This window comes from Terribium retamae, assembly GCF_022347545.1.
GTDB lineage: Bacteria > Pseudomonadota > Alphaproteobacteria > Rhizobiales > Rhizobiaceae > Mesorhizobium > Mesorhizobium retamae.
This window is the reverse complement of record NZ_JAKREW010000001.1, coordinates 368,312-384,084: the sequence shown is the minus strand read 5'-3', so window position 1 is coordinate 384,084 and position 15,773 is coordinate 368,312. Positions and strand designations below refer to the sequence as shown.

At 60.7% G+C, this 15,773-nt stretch carries 11 protein-coding genes; 8 read left to right on the top strand and 3 right to left on the bottom strand.

Annotated elements, in window-relative coordinates; translation table 11 throughout:
• Positions 1–58 precede the first annotated feature (58 nt).
• The 3 genes from L4923_RS01715 to mprF all read right to left on the bottom strand — a co-directional run bounded on the left by L4923_RS01715 (position 59) and on the right by mprF (position 4,545).
• Positions 59–448 carry a DUF2946 family protein gene (locus L4923_RS01715; RefSeq protein ID WP_239361623.1) on the bottom strand — a complete coding sequence of 130 codons (390 nt, stop codon included), beginning with the start codon at positions 446–448 and terminating at the stop codon, positions 59–61.
• Between the two features lie 123 nt (positions 449–571).
• Positions 572–1,900 (bottom strand): virulence factor family protein, encoded by a 1,329-nt coding sequence (locus L4923_RS01710; RefSeq protein ID WP_239361621.1) that lies wholly within the window; start codon positions 1,898–1,900, stop codon positions 572–574.
• A gap of 26 nt (positions 1,901–1,926) precedes the next feature.
• A complete protein-coding gene (mprF, locus tag L4923_RS01705) occupies positions 1,927–4,545 on the bottom strand; it encodes a bifunctional lysylphosphatidylglycerol flippase/synthetase MprF (protein ID WP_239361619.1) in 2,619 nt (872 codons plus the stop codon).
• 452 nt (positions 4,546–4,997) lie between these two features.
• Between mprF and L4923_RS01700 the strand changes: the two genes are divergently transcribed.
• The 8 genes from L4923_RS01700 (at position 4,998) to L4923_RS01665 (ending at position 15,590) form a co-directional block, all read left to right on the top strand.
• The gene (locus L4923_RS01700) at positions 4,998–6,521 is read left to right on the top strand and encodes an ABC transporter substrate-binding protein (RefSeq protein ID WP_239361617.1); all 1,524 of its coding nucleotides are present in this window, start codon (positions 4,998–5,000) and stop codon (positions 6,519–6,521) included.
• Positions 6,522–6,615: 94 nt separating this feature from the next.
• Positions 6,616–7,545 (top strand): ABC transporter permease, encoded by a 930-nt coding sequence (locus L4923_RS01695; protein WP_239361616.1) that lies wholly within the window; start codon positions 6,616–6,618, stop codon positions 7,543–7,545.
• A 9-nt stretch (positions 7,546–7,554) separates the two neighbouring features.
• A complete protein-coding gene (locus tag L4923_RS01690; protein WP_239361615.1) occupies positions 7,555–8,412 on the top strand; it encodes an ABC transporter permease in 858 nt (285 codons plus the stop codon).
• Complete coding sequence (locus L4923_RS01685) at positions 8,409–10,079, top strand: dipeptide ABC transporter ATP-binding protein (protein ID WP_239361613.1); 1,671 nt, start codon at positions 8,409–8,411, stop codon at positions 10,077–10,079. The genes L4923_RS01690 and L4923_RS01685 overlap by 4 nt, the downstream gene beginning before the upstream one ends.
• A 46-nt stretch (positions 10,080–10,125) precedes the next feature.
• Entirely contained in the window at positions 10,126–11,322 is a 1,197-nt protein-coding gene (locus L4923_RS01680; RefSeq protein WP_239361611.1) for a serine hydrolase domain-containing protein, read from the top strand.
• A 225-nt stretch (positions 11,323–11,547) separates the two neighbouring features.
• On the top strand, positions 11,548–12,582 hold the full coding sequence (locus L4923_RS01675; RefSeq protein ID WP_239361608.1) for an extracellular solute-binding protein: 1,035 nt from the start codon (positions 11,548–11,550) through the stop codon (positions 12,580–12,582).
• 74 nt (positions 12,583–12,656) lie between these two features.
• Positions 12,657–13,619: an alpha/beta hydrolase gene (locus L4923_RS01670; protein WP_239361607.1), complete on the top strand. Its 963-nt coding sequence runs from the start codon at positions 12,657–12,659 to the stop codon at positions 13,617–13,619.
• Between the two features lie 6 nt (positions 13,620–13,625).
• Positions 13,626–15,590: an MOSC N-terminal beta barrel domain-containing protein gene (locus L4923_RS01665; RefSeq protein WP_239361606.1), complete on the top strand. Its 1,965-nt coding sequence runs from the start codon at positions 13,626–13,628 to the stop codon at positions 15,588–15,590.
• The last annotated feature ends 183 nt before the right edge of the window (positions 15,591–15,773 follow it).

The following is a 15,773-nucleotide window of genomic DNA, read 5'->3' as shown; positions in this document are numbered from 1 at the left end:
GTCTCCTGACGTGATGAGGTGCACGGCAGCTCGAAGCCGTCGTGTTGCAACAATGCGGTCAGGAAAGAAGCGGTGGTGCTCTGGGGCCAGGAACGAAGCCGCGCAATGACGGCGTGAACGGGTTCAATGCAAGGCGCGGGCGGGGGTGCCCGGGCCGTGTGGCGGTCAGATAGACATGGTCCTGACCGCCCACAACAGCCGGGCTTGCCAACCCGGTGATGTTGCACAGAGCAGCGCAAGGGCAAGCGTTGCCGTTTCCTGCGGGACCGATCGGATCCGAAGGCGTTTCCGCGCCCTCGGTCGTGCAGATGACGTGCAACGGATCAGCGGCCGAAGCAGCCATCGCGCTTTGAGTGATGCCGGCTACGAAAGCCTGCAGCAGGAACAGATAGACAAGGATGACCGAAACGGCCGCGGCCGTCAGCTTGTCCCTGAAAATGTCCCGCATGGCTCCCATGGACTTCAGATGCCAGACTCTTGCCGCGAAGTCACTGCGGCAGATGAGGCGCGGGCCTGCACCTAGCTTGGGCAGATTAAGCCCATGGGGCGGCCGATCGACTCCGTTATGGTCTCACAGCTTGTCAAGGAACCGGCGGGCTATGCTGGTGTATTCGCCGTCGAAATGATGGCCGCCATCCGTCTCGATCTTGGTGACGTCCTTGACGGCCGGATCCTCACAGCCGCCCTCGTCGTCTTCCTTGCCGTAGATGCACAGCACCTTGTCCTTCGGCAGGGCAGCGATCGCGGGCGGCACCGGATAGCCGCTGTCGTCGATGCCGAGCCAGCCGCTGATGGTGACCTGCAGCGAGGTGGAAAGACTGGGCGCCATCAGCGCAATCACCTTGGTCCTGTCCTGAAGGTCCTTCGACAAGAGGGGATAGGCGAGCGGCAGGGTGTCCGCTCCGAAGGAATAGCCGATCAGCATCACCGGCAGCTTCTCCTGCGGGTCGGCATCCCTGATCAGGGTGGTGATGTCGGCGGTCAGCTCCTGCGGTGTGCGCTTCGACCAGAAATAATGCAGCGCATCGAGCCCCACGACATGGACGCCTTGCGTCGACAGCCACTCGCCCATGGTCTTATCGATGTCGCGCCAGCCTCCGTCGCCCGAAATGAAGATGGCGATGGCCTTCGGCGGCGTCGTCGACGGCAGGTCGACGACGGGCAGCGTGCCGAACGGCTGGTTCGCTTCGGCCAGCGAGGAAATGGTGGTGACGATCTGGGCGGCTGCGTTGTCTCGGTCGAGTGCTTCGACCGTGATGTTCGACTGCCGCGCAGCTTGGGTTCGCGTCGCCTCGAGCGCATCGTCCCTCACGAACAGGGTTGCCGCTTCCGGCATCGCCTTGTCGAACGCATAGTCGTAGGCCTTGCCGTCGGCGGTCTTGTTCGCCGTCGAGCCGGGACAGAACGGCAGGCGCAGCGTCAGCCGGTTGGTGAAGCCGGAAGCAACGGCTCCGCCGAGCGTGTTGGCGGGCGCATCGGCGAGCGCAGCATAAGCGAAGGTTGCGCCTTCGCCGCTGCCGGCGACGATCGGCGGCAGATAGGTCTGGATGTTGAGTTGCCGCTGCGCGGTCTGGGCGAGGTCGGTGATCTCACCGACGACGTAGAGGCAGACGCCGTCTGCCTTATCGAGCTCTTGGGCATAGGTCGCGAGATCGACACCGAGGACGACGTTGCCGTCGTCGCTGAGGGCAGATGCTGTCGTGTCGTCCTTGGCGCTCCATCCGCTGCGATCGGAGAAGTAGACGACCATCGCCTTGGCATCACCTTTTGCGGGTAGCAGGCGCACATTCTGCAAGCGCCCGACCGAAAGAGTCGATGCCGGTGCATTGGACTGTGCCAGGGCGAGGCCGCTGCAACCGAAGGAAATCAGCAGCGAGAGGGCGGCAGCTTGAATTTTCATCGCCAGATTTCTTATTGCCAATCGTTTCATCGCTTGAAGATCCGGATCGGGTTTCCTGAGATCAAGGTCGTGATATCGAGCAGGATCTGCGGCATGGCGAGACCGCCGGGGCATGCCAGATATTGCGGCGTCCACACCGGGTCGAATTTCTGCTTGAACGCGCGCAGGCCTTCGAAATTGTAGATCTCGTCGCCGCGCTTGTAGATGAAGGTGCCGATCCGGTTCCAGGTGGAGGCGAGCGGATGGTCGGCCAACCCCGACAGCGGTGCTGCTCCCAGGTTGAACCATTTGTAGCCTTCCGCCTTGCCAAGCAGCAGGATGTGCGCAAACAGCGCATCCATCATGATCTTGGAGACGCCACGCTTGTAGCGCATCAGGTCGACCGACAGTTCCTCACCATCGCCGCTGCGCCACAGATTGGCGAAGGCGACGATCTCATCCCCTTTGCGCAGCACAGCGCAGTCGAATTCGCGCATGTAGTCATCGTCGAAATAGCCGAGTGAAAAGCCTTTTTCGCTACCGTGCTTCTTGCCCATCCACTCGTCGGAGACCGCTCGCAATTCGGGCAGGAAGCTGGCGACATCCGCTTTGGGAATGACGGAGAAAACAAGGCCTTCACGGCTCGATTTGCCATACGCGTAACGAAGCGGCTGCCGCACCGCGCCGTCGAGCGAGAAATCGCTTAGGCTGATGCGGGCCACCTCACCGATCTTGAGGATCGCCAGGCTCATGTCCAGATAATGAGTCAGGAATTCCGGCTGGATAGAATAGAACACGGCGCGGGCGCCAGCCTGGTCGGCGGCTTCCGCGAAACGCCAGATCAGCGTACTGCCGGCCTGTGCGTCGCCGACGGGGTCGCCCATGGTGATCCAGCTGTTGCCCGACCTCGCATACATCAGGAAGGCTTTCTCGCAAGGCGAGATCATGAAGGACTTGTCCCCGAGCAGAGCCACGCACGGTTCCGTGCCGGATGATGTCTCGAGAATGCGGCGCACCGCATCCGGCACCGCCGAGCGGCCGGATGGCTTGGGATGGGGCGGGCGGTTGATGACCGTGTCGATGGCAAGTGCGGCGGCCACGATGGCAAGCGCCATGGTGGCGCGCAGGAAGCGTGGTGCATCGCCGTCCCAGGCGAATTCCCACCATAAGCTCGACTGATACTCGACGTGGCGATAAGCGAGCAGCCCGACGATGGTGCTTGCGATCACGACAATGGCCAACAGGCCGATCCAAGTCGCGTCGAGACGGAAGGAGCGCCAGTCGCCTTTGCGATAGAAGGCGTCTTTGTAGATGAACAGCGTGGCGGCTACGGCGATCAGCACGACGGCTTCTTCCCAGTCCAATCCCTTCATCAACGAAAAGAGGGCACCGGTCAGGAGTAGGACGATGGCGGCGAAGCGCGCCAGGGCGATGCGGCGGTAGAGGCCGCGGGCGATGATGATGAGCAGCAGCCCGGTGACGCTGGCCAGAAGATGCGACGCCTCGGCGAAGGGCAGCGGAAGAATATCGCTCAGCCAGTCGGTGCGGTCGCCGATGGCCGGCACCGAGCCCGAGAACAACAGCACCAGCCCGCCGGCAAAGACCAGCGTGGCGCTGATCGGCGGCACGATGTGGCGCGTCAGCGCAAGCGTTCGCCCCGCCACGGTCGAGACGGTGGAGCGCACGCGGTAGATCTCGAAGACAAGCAGTGCCAGGGCCGCCAGCGCCAGCGGTAGCAAGTAATAGACGATGCGGAAGACGACCAGAGCCGCGACGACATCCGGCCGCGCGCCGGCACCGAGCCCGAAGAGGATCGTTGCTTCCAGCACCCCGAGGCCGCCTGGCGCATGGCTGACCACGGTTGCGACGACTGCTAGCGCGAACAGGGCGAGGAACACCGTGAACCCAGGCGCAACATCGGCAGGCAGAAGCACGTAGAGAGCGGCCGCTGCCGCACCGATGTCGACGGCGCCAATCAGGATCTGCACCGCCGCGCTGCGGGCCGAAGGGAACGGGAAGGTCCATCCGAGCACCGAGACCTGCCGCTGGCCACGCGACAGCCACAGCAGCACAACCAAGAGCCCGAAAAGGATGCTGCCGCCGATGATGCGGTCGTCGACCGGCGACACCAGGCTGAGCGCCGGAAGGCCGACCGGGTCGAGCAGCATCGCCAGGCCGACGATTGTGAGCAGCCCGCCCCAGAAGGTCAAGAAGGAGACGCCGACGATCCGTCCGACATCGGCGGCATCGAGCCCGACCGATTGGTAGATGCGGTAGCGGACCGGACCTCCGACGAAAACATGGAAGCCGATTGCATTGGAAAAGCCGTAACCGACAAATCCAGCAAACAGGGCAAGTCGGACCGGTACCTTGTCTGGCGCTATGTGCCGGATGGCCATGACATCATACAGCGCCATCGCCATCAGACTGATCAGTGTGAAGGCGAGTGCCGGCGCCACCGTGGAGAACGAGGTGGCGGCAATGGCATCGAGGATATGGTTCAGGTGGACCTTGCCACCGATCTCATGGATGGCCACGACGGCGACGGCGACGGCGATCGCACCGACGATCGGGCCGAGAACGCGTGGCTCCACGATGCGGTCAATTGTCCGTGATAGACCACTGCCGATATTCTGCTCGTCGATCGGAGCGTCGGCGTCGTTCATGATGTTTTCGCAACCCTAACCAGGTTCCGCAAAAGTGGTCCCACAGTTTGCGATGAAAACCTGCGATAAAACAATAAGCTAAGCTGAAGAAGCGCAAGCGATGCCCGGCACCTCAGAGTGTCCCGACAAAGCCCAGAGTCCGTTTAAACCAAATTGTGGCAGGGGCATGAAGGCGGCACGGCACAGTGATCGCAACGTTATTGCCATAGAGAAGAGGGGCGCAGCACTTGATCATGACGGTTCGCGTTTTTTCGGAGCGTCAGCGCCACATGCCAAGAGATCCTGCCCCGCGATCTCACATGTGTGGTTGAAATCGCGGGCATTCCCTCACAACGACCTTGACATTATTTGCGATCTGCGATCGCATAATGAAGTCGTTTGGCGTGCTGCTCGCGGTCGTTGCGCAGGCGACGAAAACAAGAAGGCGCAAAGCGCCCCAGAGGGAGTTTCAGATGAAAACGATAAAAAAGGCGATGCTGGCGGCTGCGCTGGGTTTGGCGGTCTTTTCGCCAGGCGGTGCTGCACAGGCAGAGTCCGTCATTCGCATCGCATCGCCTTATCCGGCCACGACGCTCGATCCGTCGCGTTCCGGTGCCGCCGGAAACATCGAAGTTTATGGACAGCTTTACTCCCGGCTTCTGCGCCGCAATTTCGAAACTGGTGAACTGGAGCCGGGTCTCGCAGAAAAATGGGAGGCAGCAACCGACGGCATGACCTACACGCTTCATTTGCGTGACGCCAAATTTTCAGACGGCTCACCGGTGACGGCTGAGGACGTCGCCTTCAGTTTGGAGCGTGTCCGATCGGATAAGGAGTCGGCTTTGCCATCGCCGCTGGCTGCCGTGGAATCGATCTCGGCGCCCGATGCGAAGACGGTTGTCATCAAGATGAAGCACGCGCTGGCTCCGATGCTGGCCAATCTCGAACTGTGGAATGTCGGCATCGTCTCCAAGGCGGATGTCGACAAGCGTGGTGTCGATGGTGCCTTCAACTCGGTGCCACTCTCTTCCGGCCCCTACATGGTCAAGGAATGGAAGCCGGGCGAAAAGCTTGTGCTTGCACCCAATCCAAATTATTGGCGGCAAGGCTATCCGAAATCGGAAGCGAGCGTGGAACTGGTCGAAGTCGCCGAGCCGGAGACAGCGGCGGCCATGCTCAAGACCGGCGAAGTCGACGTCATGCGCGGCGTCAACTGGGCCCAGATCGACGATCTCAAGGCAACCGATGGCATCGACATGCGTATGGAGCCATCGAACGTCATCTTCGTTTCGCTTCTCAACCATGGTCGCGAACCGTTCTCCAATCTGAAAGCACGACAGGCAGCCGCCTATGCACTCGACAACAAGGCTCTGACCCAGGCTGTCACCAGCGGCTATGCAAAGCCGGCGAACACACCGCTCCCCGGGTCGCTTCAATTCCATGACGACAATTATCCAGGCATCGTTGCGGACATGGAGAAAGCCAAGCAGTTGCTGGCGGAATCCGGCATGGCCGGGAAGGAAGTGAAGATCATCCTTGGCAGTGGCTCGACCAATCAGCAGATTGGGCTCCTGATGCAGGCACAGTGGGAAGCGATCGGGCTGAAGCCGGTGCTCGTCAATGTCGACACGCCCGGCTGGTGGGACGCGACAGGCAAGGGCGAATACGACGCCACGCCGACCTGGTGGATGAATGAAGTGACCGATCCGGACCTTGCCGTGCGCTGGGCGCTGTGCGGCGAATGCGATTCACACGCCTTCAACACCTTCTACAACAACAAGCGGGTGAACGAACTGACCGAGCAAGGGTCTCGCGAGCAGGATCCAGCCAAACGGGCTGCCATCTACCAGGAGATCTCGAAGATCGCCACGGAAGAGGTCTCGCAGATTCCGCTTTATTATTCGCCTTATGCGATCGCCTATTCGAAACGTCTGAAGAACTTGAAGATGACGCCGGCGATGCAGTGGACGCTCGAAGAGACAACGATCGAGCAATAGATCCTCCCAGAGGCGGTGCGGTGCTGAAAGGCACCGCGCCGCTTTCCTTGTGTCGGCCTCTGCCGACCTCGCAAGCGATCGAAACGGTGGCGAGTTGCAAACAATCCTCAGGCGCATCATCCAATTGATCTTCGTGCTTGCCGGCATCTGCATCGTCACGTTCCTGCTGGTGCACATGGTGCCGGGAGATCCCGCCAGGGTCATCGCTGGTGACCGTGCCAGCCCGGAAACGATCGAAGCGATCAGGCAGCGTTTTGGCTTGGATCAGCCGCTGTGGCAGCAATTCATGACCTATGCCGGCAACGTGTTCGCCGGCGATATCGGTCAGTCGATGCGCTACAAACGTCCGGTCGTGGCCTTGATCGGACAGTATATCTGGCCAACGCTTTTCCTGACTGGCTACGTCGTCTGTCTCGCGGTACCACCATCGATCGCGTTGGCGATTGCCAGCGCGCGCAGGCCCGGCAGCCTTGCAGACCAGCTCATCCGTTTCATCGGCATCGCAGGCATGGCCATCCCGGTGTTCTGGCTCGGCATCATGATGTCGCGTTTCTTCGGCGTCGGGCTCGGCTGGTTTCCTGTCTCGGGCTACGGCAAGACCTTTGCCGATCACCTGCATCACCTGTTCCTGCCGGCGCTGTCCACTGCGATCTGGATGGTGCCTGTGCTGGTTCAGAGCCTGCGAGCCGCTCTCATTGAAAAGGCCTCCGCCGATTTCGTCGTTGCGGCGCGCGCGCAAGGGGCTGGGGAACGAGAGATATTCTGGCGTACGGTATTGCCCAACGCGATCCTGCCGACGCTCAACCTGTTCGGAGTCCTCGTCGCTTTCCTGATTGGAGGCACGATCATCGTCGAAACCGTCTATGCGGTGCCGGGGCTCGGCACATTGATGGTCAATTCCCTTCTGGCGCGTGACTACCAGGTGGTCCAAGGGCTCACCCTCATGTTTGCGGTGACGACGGTGGTGGTGACTTTCCTGGTCGACCTCCTGTCTGCCGCCATCGATCCCCGCGCACGGGTATAGGAGGTCGCCATGTCGATGGAAGCCAGTCCTGCCTCCGGCGCGACCAAACAACATGCGGTCACTCTGCCGTGGAGCCTCCTGGTTGCTGGATCGATCGTCGGTATCTGGATCGTCCTGGCTTTGTTCGCGCCCTTGGTAGCGCCCTTCGATCCGACCGCAGTCGATATCGCGAATGCGCTGAAGGGGCCGAGCGCGGCGCACTGGTTCGGGACGGATCAAGTCGGACGGGACGTGCTCTCGCGCGTCATCCACGGCGCGCGCATCGATCTCCTGATGTGCCTGGCCGGCGTGCTGCCGCCACTCCTCATCGGCACAACCGTCGGCCTGCTCAGCGGCTATTATGGCGGCACTGTCGATACGCTTCTGATGCGGCTCTATGACCTGACGGCTGCCTTTCCATTCTTCGTCCTGGTGCTGGCGATCGTCGGCGTGCTCGGTCCGGGGCTGATCAACTTCTTCATCGCGCTGGCGGTGGTCGGCTGGGTGACCTATGCGCGACTGGTGCGTGCCGAAGTCATGGCGATCCGCGACAGCGAGTATGTGCAGGCCGCGCAGTGCCTGGGTTATTCCGATCGTGTTGTCTTGTTGCGCCACGTGCTGCCCAACGCTTTCGGGCCCGTGGTTGCCTATGCGGTGAGCGATGCTGTCCTTGTCATGCTCGCAGGCGCGAGCTTCGGTTTCCTCGGCATGGGTGCTCAGCCGCCGCTGGCGGAATGGGGCGTGATGATCTCGGATGGAAGCCGCTATATCCGCCAGGCGTGGTGGATTTGCACCTTCCCGGGCTTGGCAGCCATTTCGCTGGGGCTCGGCCTGGCCTTTCTCGGTGACGGCCTTGGCCAGTTGCGTCGCGGGCAGGTGTCGGCATGAACGGGCCGCTCGCTCCGCTAACGACAGCAGACCGTCCGCTGCTCGATATCGCCGATGTTTCGGTGACGTTCGGCAATACAAGGGTGCTGAAGCATGTCTCGTTTCAGATCATGCCGGGCGAGATCGTTGGCATTGCCGGCGAGAGCGGTTCCGGCAAGTCGACCATCTGCCGCGCTGCGATGGGATTGCTGCCTTCGACAGCCGACGTGACCGGCGATGTCCACTTCGACGGCCAGGGCTTGCTGGGCCTTGGCGAGGCGGAATGGACGAAGCTGCGCGGCCGCCACATGGCGATGATTTTCCAGAATCCGGCGTCACACCTGGATCCGCTGCGGAAAGTCGGCAGGCAGATTGCGCAGCCAATGATCCGGCACCTCGCTCTTTCCCGAAGCGAGGCGCTGGGGAGAGCTGTCAAACTTCTTGATGACGTCGGCATTCGCGAGTCCGCAATGCGGGCGAAGTCATATCCGCACGAATTGTCGGGCGGCATGAAGCAGCGCGTGATGATCGCAGCCGCGATCAGCTGCGCGCCGAGACTGCTGATTGCCGACGAGCCGACCACAGCTCTCGACGTCACGGTCCAGGCGAAAATCCTTGAGCTGCTCAAGGAGCTCAATCGGCAACGTGGCCTTGCGATTGCGCTGATTTCCCATGACCTCGGAGTTCTGGCGGACGTCTGTTCGCGCATCATCGTGATGCGTCATGGCGAGATCGTCGAGCAGGGGGAGGCAGGGCAGATCATCGAGGCACCCCGACATCCCTATACAAGGCTGCTGGTGGACTCTCAGCCGGGTAAAAGGCAGTTCAAGACAGGTTGGAAGCAAGTCGAAGATCAGACGCCGTTGCTGCAGATCGAAGACTTGCGCGTTGTCTTTCCGGCGAAACGCGATCTCATCGACATCGTCCGCAACCGAAAACCTGCGCCTTTCGCGGCATTGGACGGCGTGAGCCTTGCCGTCGCCACCGGCGAAACGGTTGGCATCGTTGGCGAAAGCGGATCCGGCAAAAGTACGCTGGCACGCAGCATCATCAGGCAGAACCGCCCGGCCGCCGGAACGGTCAAACTGGATGGTCGTCCCATCGAGCAGTTTGCAGGCGGTGACCTCCTGGCATTTCGGCGCCGCGTTCAGATGGTTTTCCAGAATCCATACGATTCCCTCAATCCGCGCATGACCGCACTGGAGGCGATTGCCGAGCCAATCTGGCGCCATGGCATCGCCGGTCGACGGGAAGCGCTGAGACAGGCCTCGAAACTTCTCGACATGGTGGAATTGCCCACTGCGCTCGGCGAGCGCAAGCCACGGCAGCTGTCTGGGGGCCAGTGCCAGCGCGTGGGGATCGCCAGGGCTTTGGCACTGCAACCGCAAGTGCTGATCGCCGACGAGATCACCTCGGCACTCGACGTGACCACGCAAGCGCAGATCCTGGAACTGCTCGCTCGCCTTCGCCGAGAGCGTGCACTGACGCTGGTCTACATTTCGCACGACCTGTCCGTCGTCAGTTCCTTCTGCCAGCGCGTCTATGTGTTTCGCTCGGGCAGGATCGTGGAGCAGGGTGGTGCCGCAGATGTGCTGACAAACCCGCAGGAGACCTACACGCGGGAGCTTGTCGCTTCACTCCATCGGTTACCCGGGCAGATGGTCGAGCGAGAAAGCATCGAAGGATGATTGGCGTTCGAGCAGATCGCCGGCCGACAATGGAGGTGGGTTCAACATGAATGCCAACAGCAACGCGTCATGGCGCAATCCGAAGACGCCTGGGTCGCCTGTTATTCCGCGTACGGATTGGGATTACCCTCCTTATCATCGATGGACCTTCCAGCATGTGCGCGAAATGACTGCCACGGCACAAATCTGGCGCGGGCAGGGACCTGCCTCGCCCTTGCCGACGCGCCTTATGGAAATCGATCACATCGAATTCGAGGTGGCCGGGCGCCGTCGTACGATCCGGGATTTTCTCGATAACAGTTTTACCGACGGCTTTCTCGTGCTGTCGCGGGGCGAAATCGTTGCCGAACGCTACATGAACGGGATGAAGCCGCATGGCCATCACCTGGCGATGTCGGTTACCAAATCGATCGTTGCCACAGTACTGGGCATCCTTGTTCACAAGGGGCTTGTCGAGACAGCATCACCAGTGACGACGTATCTGCCGGAGCTTGAAGCGACGGCCTATCGAGGCGCGACTGTCCAGCAGGTGCTGGACATGACGAGCGGTGTCCTTTTCGACGAGTCCTACACGACGGCGGGCTCGCATATGCAGCAGCTCGATCAGGCCTGCGGCTGGAAGCCTATGACGCGGCCGGACTGGCCGCAAACGGTATGGCAACTTATCATGACGCTGACCGAGCTCGAGCGGCCGCATGGCGAGCTTTTCAACTATCGGTCGATCGAGACCGACATCCTAGGCTTTCTGTTGGAACGGGTCAGTGGCTTGCCGCTGGCCGAACTGATCAGCAAGGAACTGTGGGCGCCGATGGGCGCGGAAGAAGACGCCTACATAACCGTCGACCACGGCGGCTATGCGCTGGCGGACGGCGGCCTCAATGCGACGCTGCGCGACTATGCCCGCTTTGCGCTGTTGCATCTGCGGGGCGGCGCGCTGAATGGCCGGCAGATCGTCCCATCGGAATGGATCGAAGAAACCCGTCGCGGCAATCATGAGCTCTTCCAGGGCGTCTATCGGACTGTCCTGCCGCACGGTGCCTATCATAACCAGTTCTGGATCGAGGATCCCGAACGGCGCTCCTATATGTGCCGCGGCATTTTCGGCCAGTACATCTACATGGATCCGCAAACCGATTTTGCCGCGGTGAAACTGTCGACCTGGCCGGAGTTCGTCAATCCGGAACGCTCGATCGAGGCTCTCGCCGCTATTCGCGCCATTCGTGACATTTGCGCCGTGGAGTGAATTCGGCTGACGACAATATCGCCATCTGCAGCGTTTTCAGCATGCTTTTCAAACCTTCTGTCGTTGTGCAGGAGGCTTTGCCGGCTATCGACCAAGTCGCGATATTCCTCGAGGCCAAATAATCTTTTGCGATCGCAGATCGCACTCTTGTGCCACGAGCGATCGCGTGACAGTCTGCCTCTGAAGCGCACATGACGAGGCGCAAACCGGGAGGGAGAGAACACAATGGCCTGGAAGAAGTCTTTAGCCGCGGCTGCCGTCGCAACGCTTGCCGGAATGAGCGCTGCGCATGCCGAAGGCGTGCTCAACATCTATAATTGGGGCAACTACACCAGCCCCGAAATGGTGAAGAAGTTCGAGCAGAAATACGACGTCAAGGTCACGGTGACCGATTACGATTCCAACGACACCGCGCTCGCCAAGATTCGCCAGGGTGGTCATGGCTACGACATGGTGGTGCCGTCCGCGCCGGTGGTGAAGGTGTGGATTGATGAAGGCCTTGTCCTGGAGAGCCGGCCGGATCAGATGGAGAATTTCAAGAACGTCGATCCGCGTTGGATCGATGTCCCGTTCGACCCCGGCCGCCGGTATTCCGTGCCTTGGATGTGGGGCACGACGGGTGTGACGGTCAACAAATCTGTCTATTCCGGCGACATCAACACGTCGGCCATCTTCATGGACCCGCCGGCCGAACTGGTCGGTAAAGTCAATGTCGTGCCGGAAATGTCGGACGTGATGTTCCTTGCCGTTTCCTATGTGGGTGGCGAGCCGTGCACCAGCGACAAGACGGTGTTGAAGAAGGTGCGCGATACGCTTGTGGCGGCCAAGCCGAAATGGCTGGCCATGGATTTCGGCAATATCGACAAATACTCGCGCGGGGATATTGCGGCGGGCGTCAATTGGAATGGTGCCTCGTTTCGCTCGCGCCTGCAAAACCCGGACATCCTCTATGGCTACCCCAAGGAAGGCTATCCGATCTGGATGGACAATCTGATGATCGTAAAGGATGCCAAGAATGTCGAGAACGCCAAGCTGTTCATGAATTTTGTCATGGACCCGGAGAATGCAGCGATGCTGTCGGCGTTTGCGCGCTACGCCAACGGGATCAAGGGCTCAGAGAAATTCATGCCTGAGGACATGAAGAAGGCAGCGGAGCTCAACATTCCGGCCGAACTGGTCCAGCACGGCAAGGTCAATATCGGCTGTCCAGCCGATGTCCAGGCGATGTACACCAAGATCTGGACAGATCTTTTGAAGTGAGCCTGCATCGTGAGCGCATGCAGGCAGCGGAAGCGATGCGGGAATTCGTGGCCTGATTGGGAATTGGAGTGGAAATGGCACTCGATCCGGACATCAAGGTCATGCTTGATCGGCTGGCGGCGGAGCAGGCTGCTCAGCAGGATGAGATAACGCTGAATGGCTCGCGCTGCAGCTACCGCGATCAGTATCGGGACATGAGCCGGCCTCCCGAAAGGCCGGTGACGGAAGAAGTCGTCCGGCTTGGAGCGGGCGCGGGCGGCGTTTCTCTCCATCTCTACAAACCGGTCGATGCGGCCGGTCCTTTGCCGGTTATTCTCTATCTGCATGGCGGCGGCTTTGTCCTTGGCGACGCCGAAACCTATGCGCTGCAATCGGCGCGCATTGCACTGGAGTGCAGCGCTCTGGTCGTCTTCGTGGAATACAGACTCTCGCCGGAACATCCGTTTCCGGCGGCTGTCGAAGACGCACTTGCAGCGGTCGAGTGGATCCTGGCGGAGGCAGCCAATCACGCAGGCGATCCGGCTTATTTTGTCCTGATGGGCGACAGTGCAGGCGCGAACCTGTCCATCGCGCTCATGCGCCACTTCAAGCAGCAAAGGCTTTTCCGAGCCGTCTGCCTGCTCTATCCGCTCGTCGATGCCAGGCCCTATCTGGGGCTTGCCTCTCGGTCTGGCTCGGACCGCGAGTTTGCAACCGGCTACTACCTGGAGTTCGCAGAGACCGAATATTTCGCGAAGGCCTATCTGCCTGAACCTGAAATGGCCACCGACAGCCGCGTGTCGCCTGTGCTGGCGACCGATATCGACGGCCTGCCACCAATCCTCTTCTATGCGGCCGAAAATGACGTATTGCGCGACCAGGGGCGGTTTTTTGCCGAGCAACTCAAGGCCGCCGGAAACGATGTTCGCTATCGCTGCTTCGATGGATTGATCCACAATTTCATGCAGCATGCCGGGATTTCGAAGGCGTCGGATGCGGCCTTCCTGGAAGTCTGTGCTGCTGTCCGCGCTGCGCTCGAAAGCCGGGATCTGCGGTAGGCCGTCATGTTCGATACTTCGTGCCGCCTGGAGCGCATCACCTTTTATCCGTTGAAATCGGGCGCCGGTGTTCCGGTCGCGACGGCGCGTCTCGAAGCCGAGGGGTTGGCCGGCGATCGGCGCATGATGGTGGTCGATGAGACCGGCGACTGTCTCACCGCCCGCAATGCGCCACGTCTCATGCAAATCCGCACGCATGTGGACGGCGACGAGATCGTTCTCGCTGCGCCCGGCATGTCACCTCTGGTGTTCTTGCGCAGCCAGCTCGATGTCGCCCGAAACGTATCGATCTGGGGCGACGATGTCGTGGCGCTCGATGCCGGCGAAGAGCCCCACCGGTGGTTGACGCGGTTCCTTGATCGCTCCTGTCGGATGGTCGTCAAGGGTGCGGCGACGCACCGCCCGCTTGCCATTGGCCCTGGTGGAACAGTTAGTTTTGCCGACACAGCGCCACTGTTGTTGACGAATTTCGCTTCGCTTGCCGACGTCAATCGCTATCTCGACCTTGAAGTCGAAATGGAGCGGTTCCGACCCAACCTTGTCGTCAGCGGTGTGGCGGCCTTCGACGAAGACGGCTGGCGTCATGTGCGGATCGGCGACGTCGAGTTCGAGGCCGTCGGTGCTTGTGACCGTTGCGTGATGACTACGCTCGATCCCACGACTGGCGAGGCGAGGCCGGATCATGAGCCGCTGGCAATGCTCGGCCGCCAGCGACGGGGAGAGGATGGCAAGGCCTATTTCGGCCAGTTTCTGGTTCCGCGAGCGCTTGGCCGGCTGCATGTCGGCGACCGGGTCGAGATCTTGTCACGCAAACCGGCCATCGCCATCCTGCCGGGGAATGCCCAGCCAGTGACGCGGCTGCCATTCACGGCCGGCCGCGGCACCGCTCCCCGTCAAGGCAGCCACGAGCGCCTGCTGCGCTGTGTGGCGATCGTCGACGAGGCGGCTGATTTCCGTACGTTCCGTTTCGAGGTGGATCAGGCCGTAGACTACAAGCCCGGCCAATTCATCACCTTGTTGCTTGATATCGACGGCGAATCCGTGCGCCGCAACTACACGATCTCCTCAACGCCGTCGCGTCCTCACTACATCTCGGTGACGGTAAAGCGAGTTGGAGACGGGCGCGTCTCCAACTGGTTGCACGATACGCTGCAGGTTGGCGATAGCATACGCTCGCTTGGGCCGAACGGTCGCTTCCACCTCGCGGCGGCTGGTGCTGCAACGAAGCTCACCCTGTTGTCTGCCGGCAGCGGCGTCACGCCGATGATATCGATGCTGCGCTTCATTGCCGATACGAACCTGCCGCTCGATGTCTGCTTCCATCACAGCGCGCGCGGCGTCGCAGACGTTGCCTTTCTGCACGAACTGCTGTCGATCAAGGCGCAGATGGGAGATCGACTGAAGCTTTCCTGGAACCTGACGGGAAAGGAAGCGGCGACGCAAGTCAATGCATTGGCTGGGAGACTTGAGGGCGAGCGCAACGCGCGGATTCTGGCCGGACGGCTCGACGCAGCCATGATGCAGACTCTGTGCCCCGATTTTGCCGACAGGGCAGTTCTATGTTGCGGCCCGGATGGTTTTCGAGCCAAGGCTCGTGAAATCTACGAAGGTTGGGCGCCGCAGCCGGAATTTCCGTTTCTGGAGGAAACCTTCGGGCCGGATCGTGCGGCAATGCCGTTGCCAGAAATCGGCAACTACCAGGTTTCCTTCCTCAAGACAGGCAAGTCGATCAGCGGCTCCGGGACGGTCACGTTGCTGGAACTGGCACGCAAAGTCAGTGTCGAGCTGACGTCCGACTGCGAAGCCGGCATATGCGGAAGCTGTCGCTGCAAGGTGATATCCGGAGAATGGCGTGTGGCTGCCAATTCAGCGGACCCAGAGCGGTCGGTGCTTTCCCAGGCAGAAAAGGACGAAGGCTATGTCCTAGCCTGCTCCACCAGCCCGATCGGAAAGGTTTGCGTCGAAGCCTAGCCGATGGACGATCAAAACTAGTTTTTTCGGCTGTCTTGAGCCTAGATCTTCACGATTTTTCGAGATCATTATTCAAATAAATTGTTTAAAAACAAAATGATGAATCGATTTTTTGTCGTCGCCTCTGAGACGATTTGGCTGGATCATTGACTTCCTATTGTGTGATCGTCGATCGCAAATTAT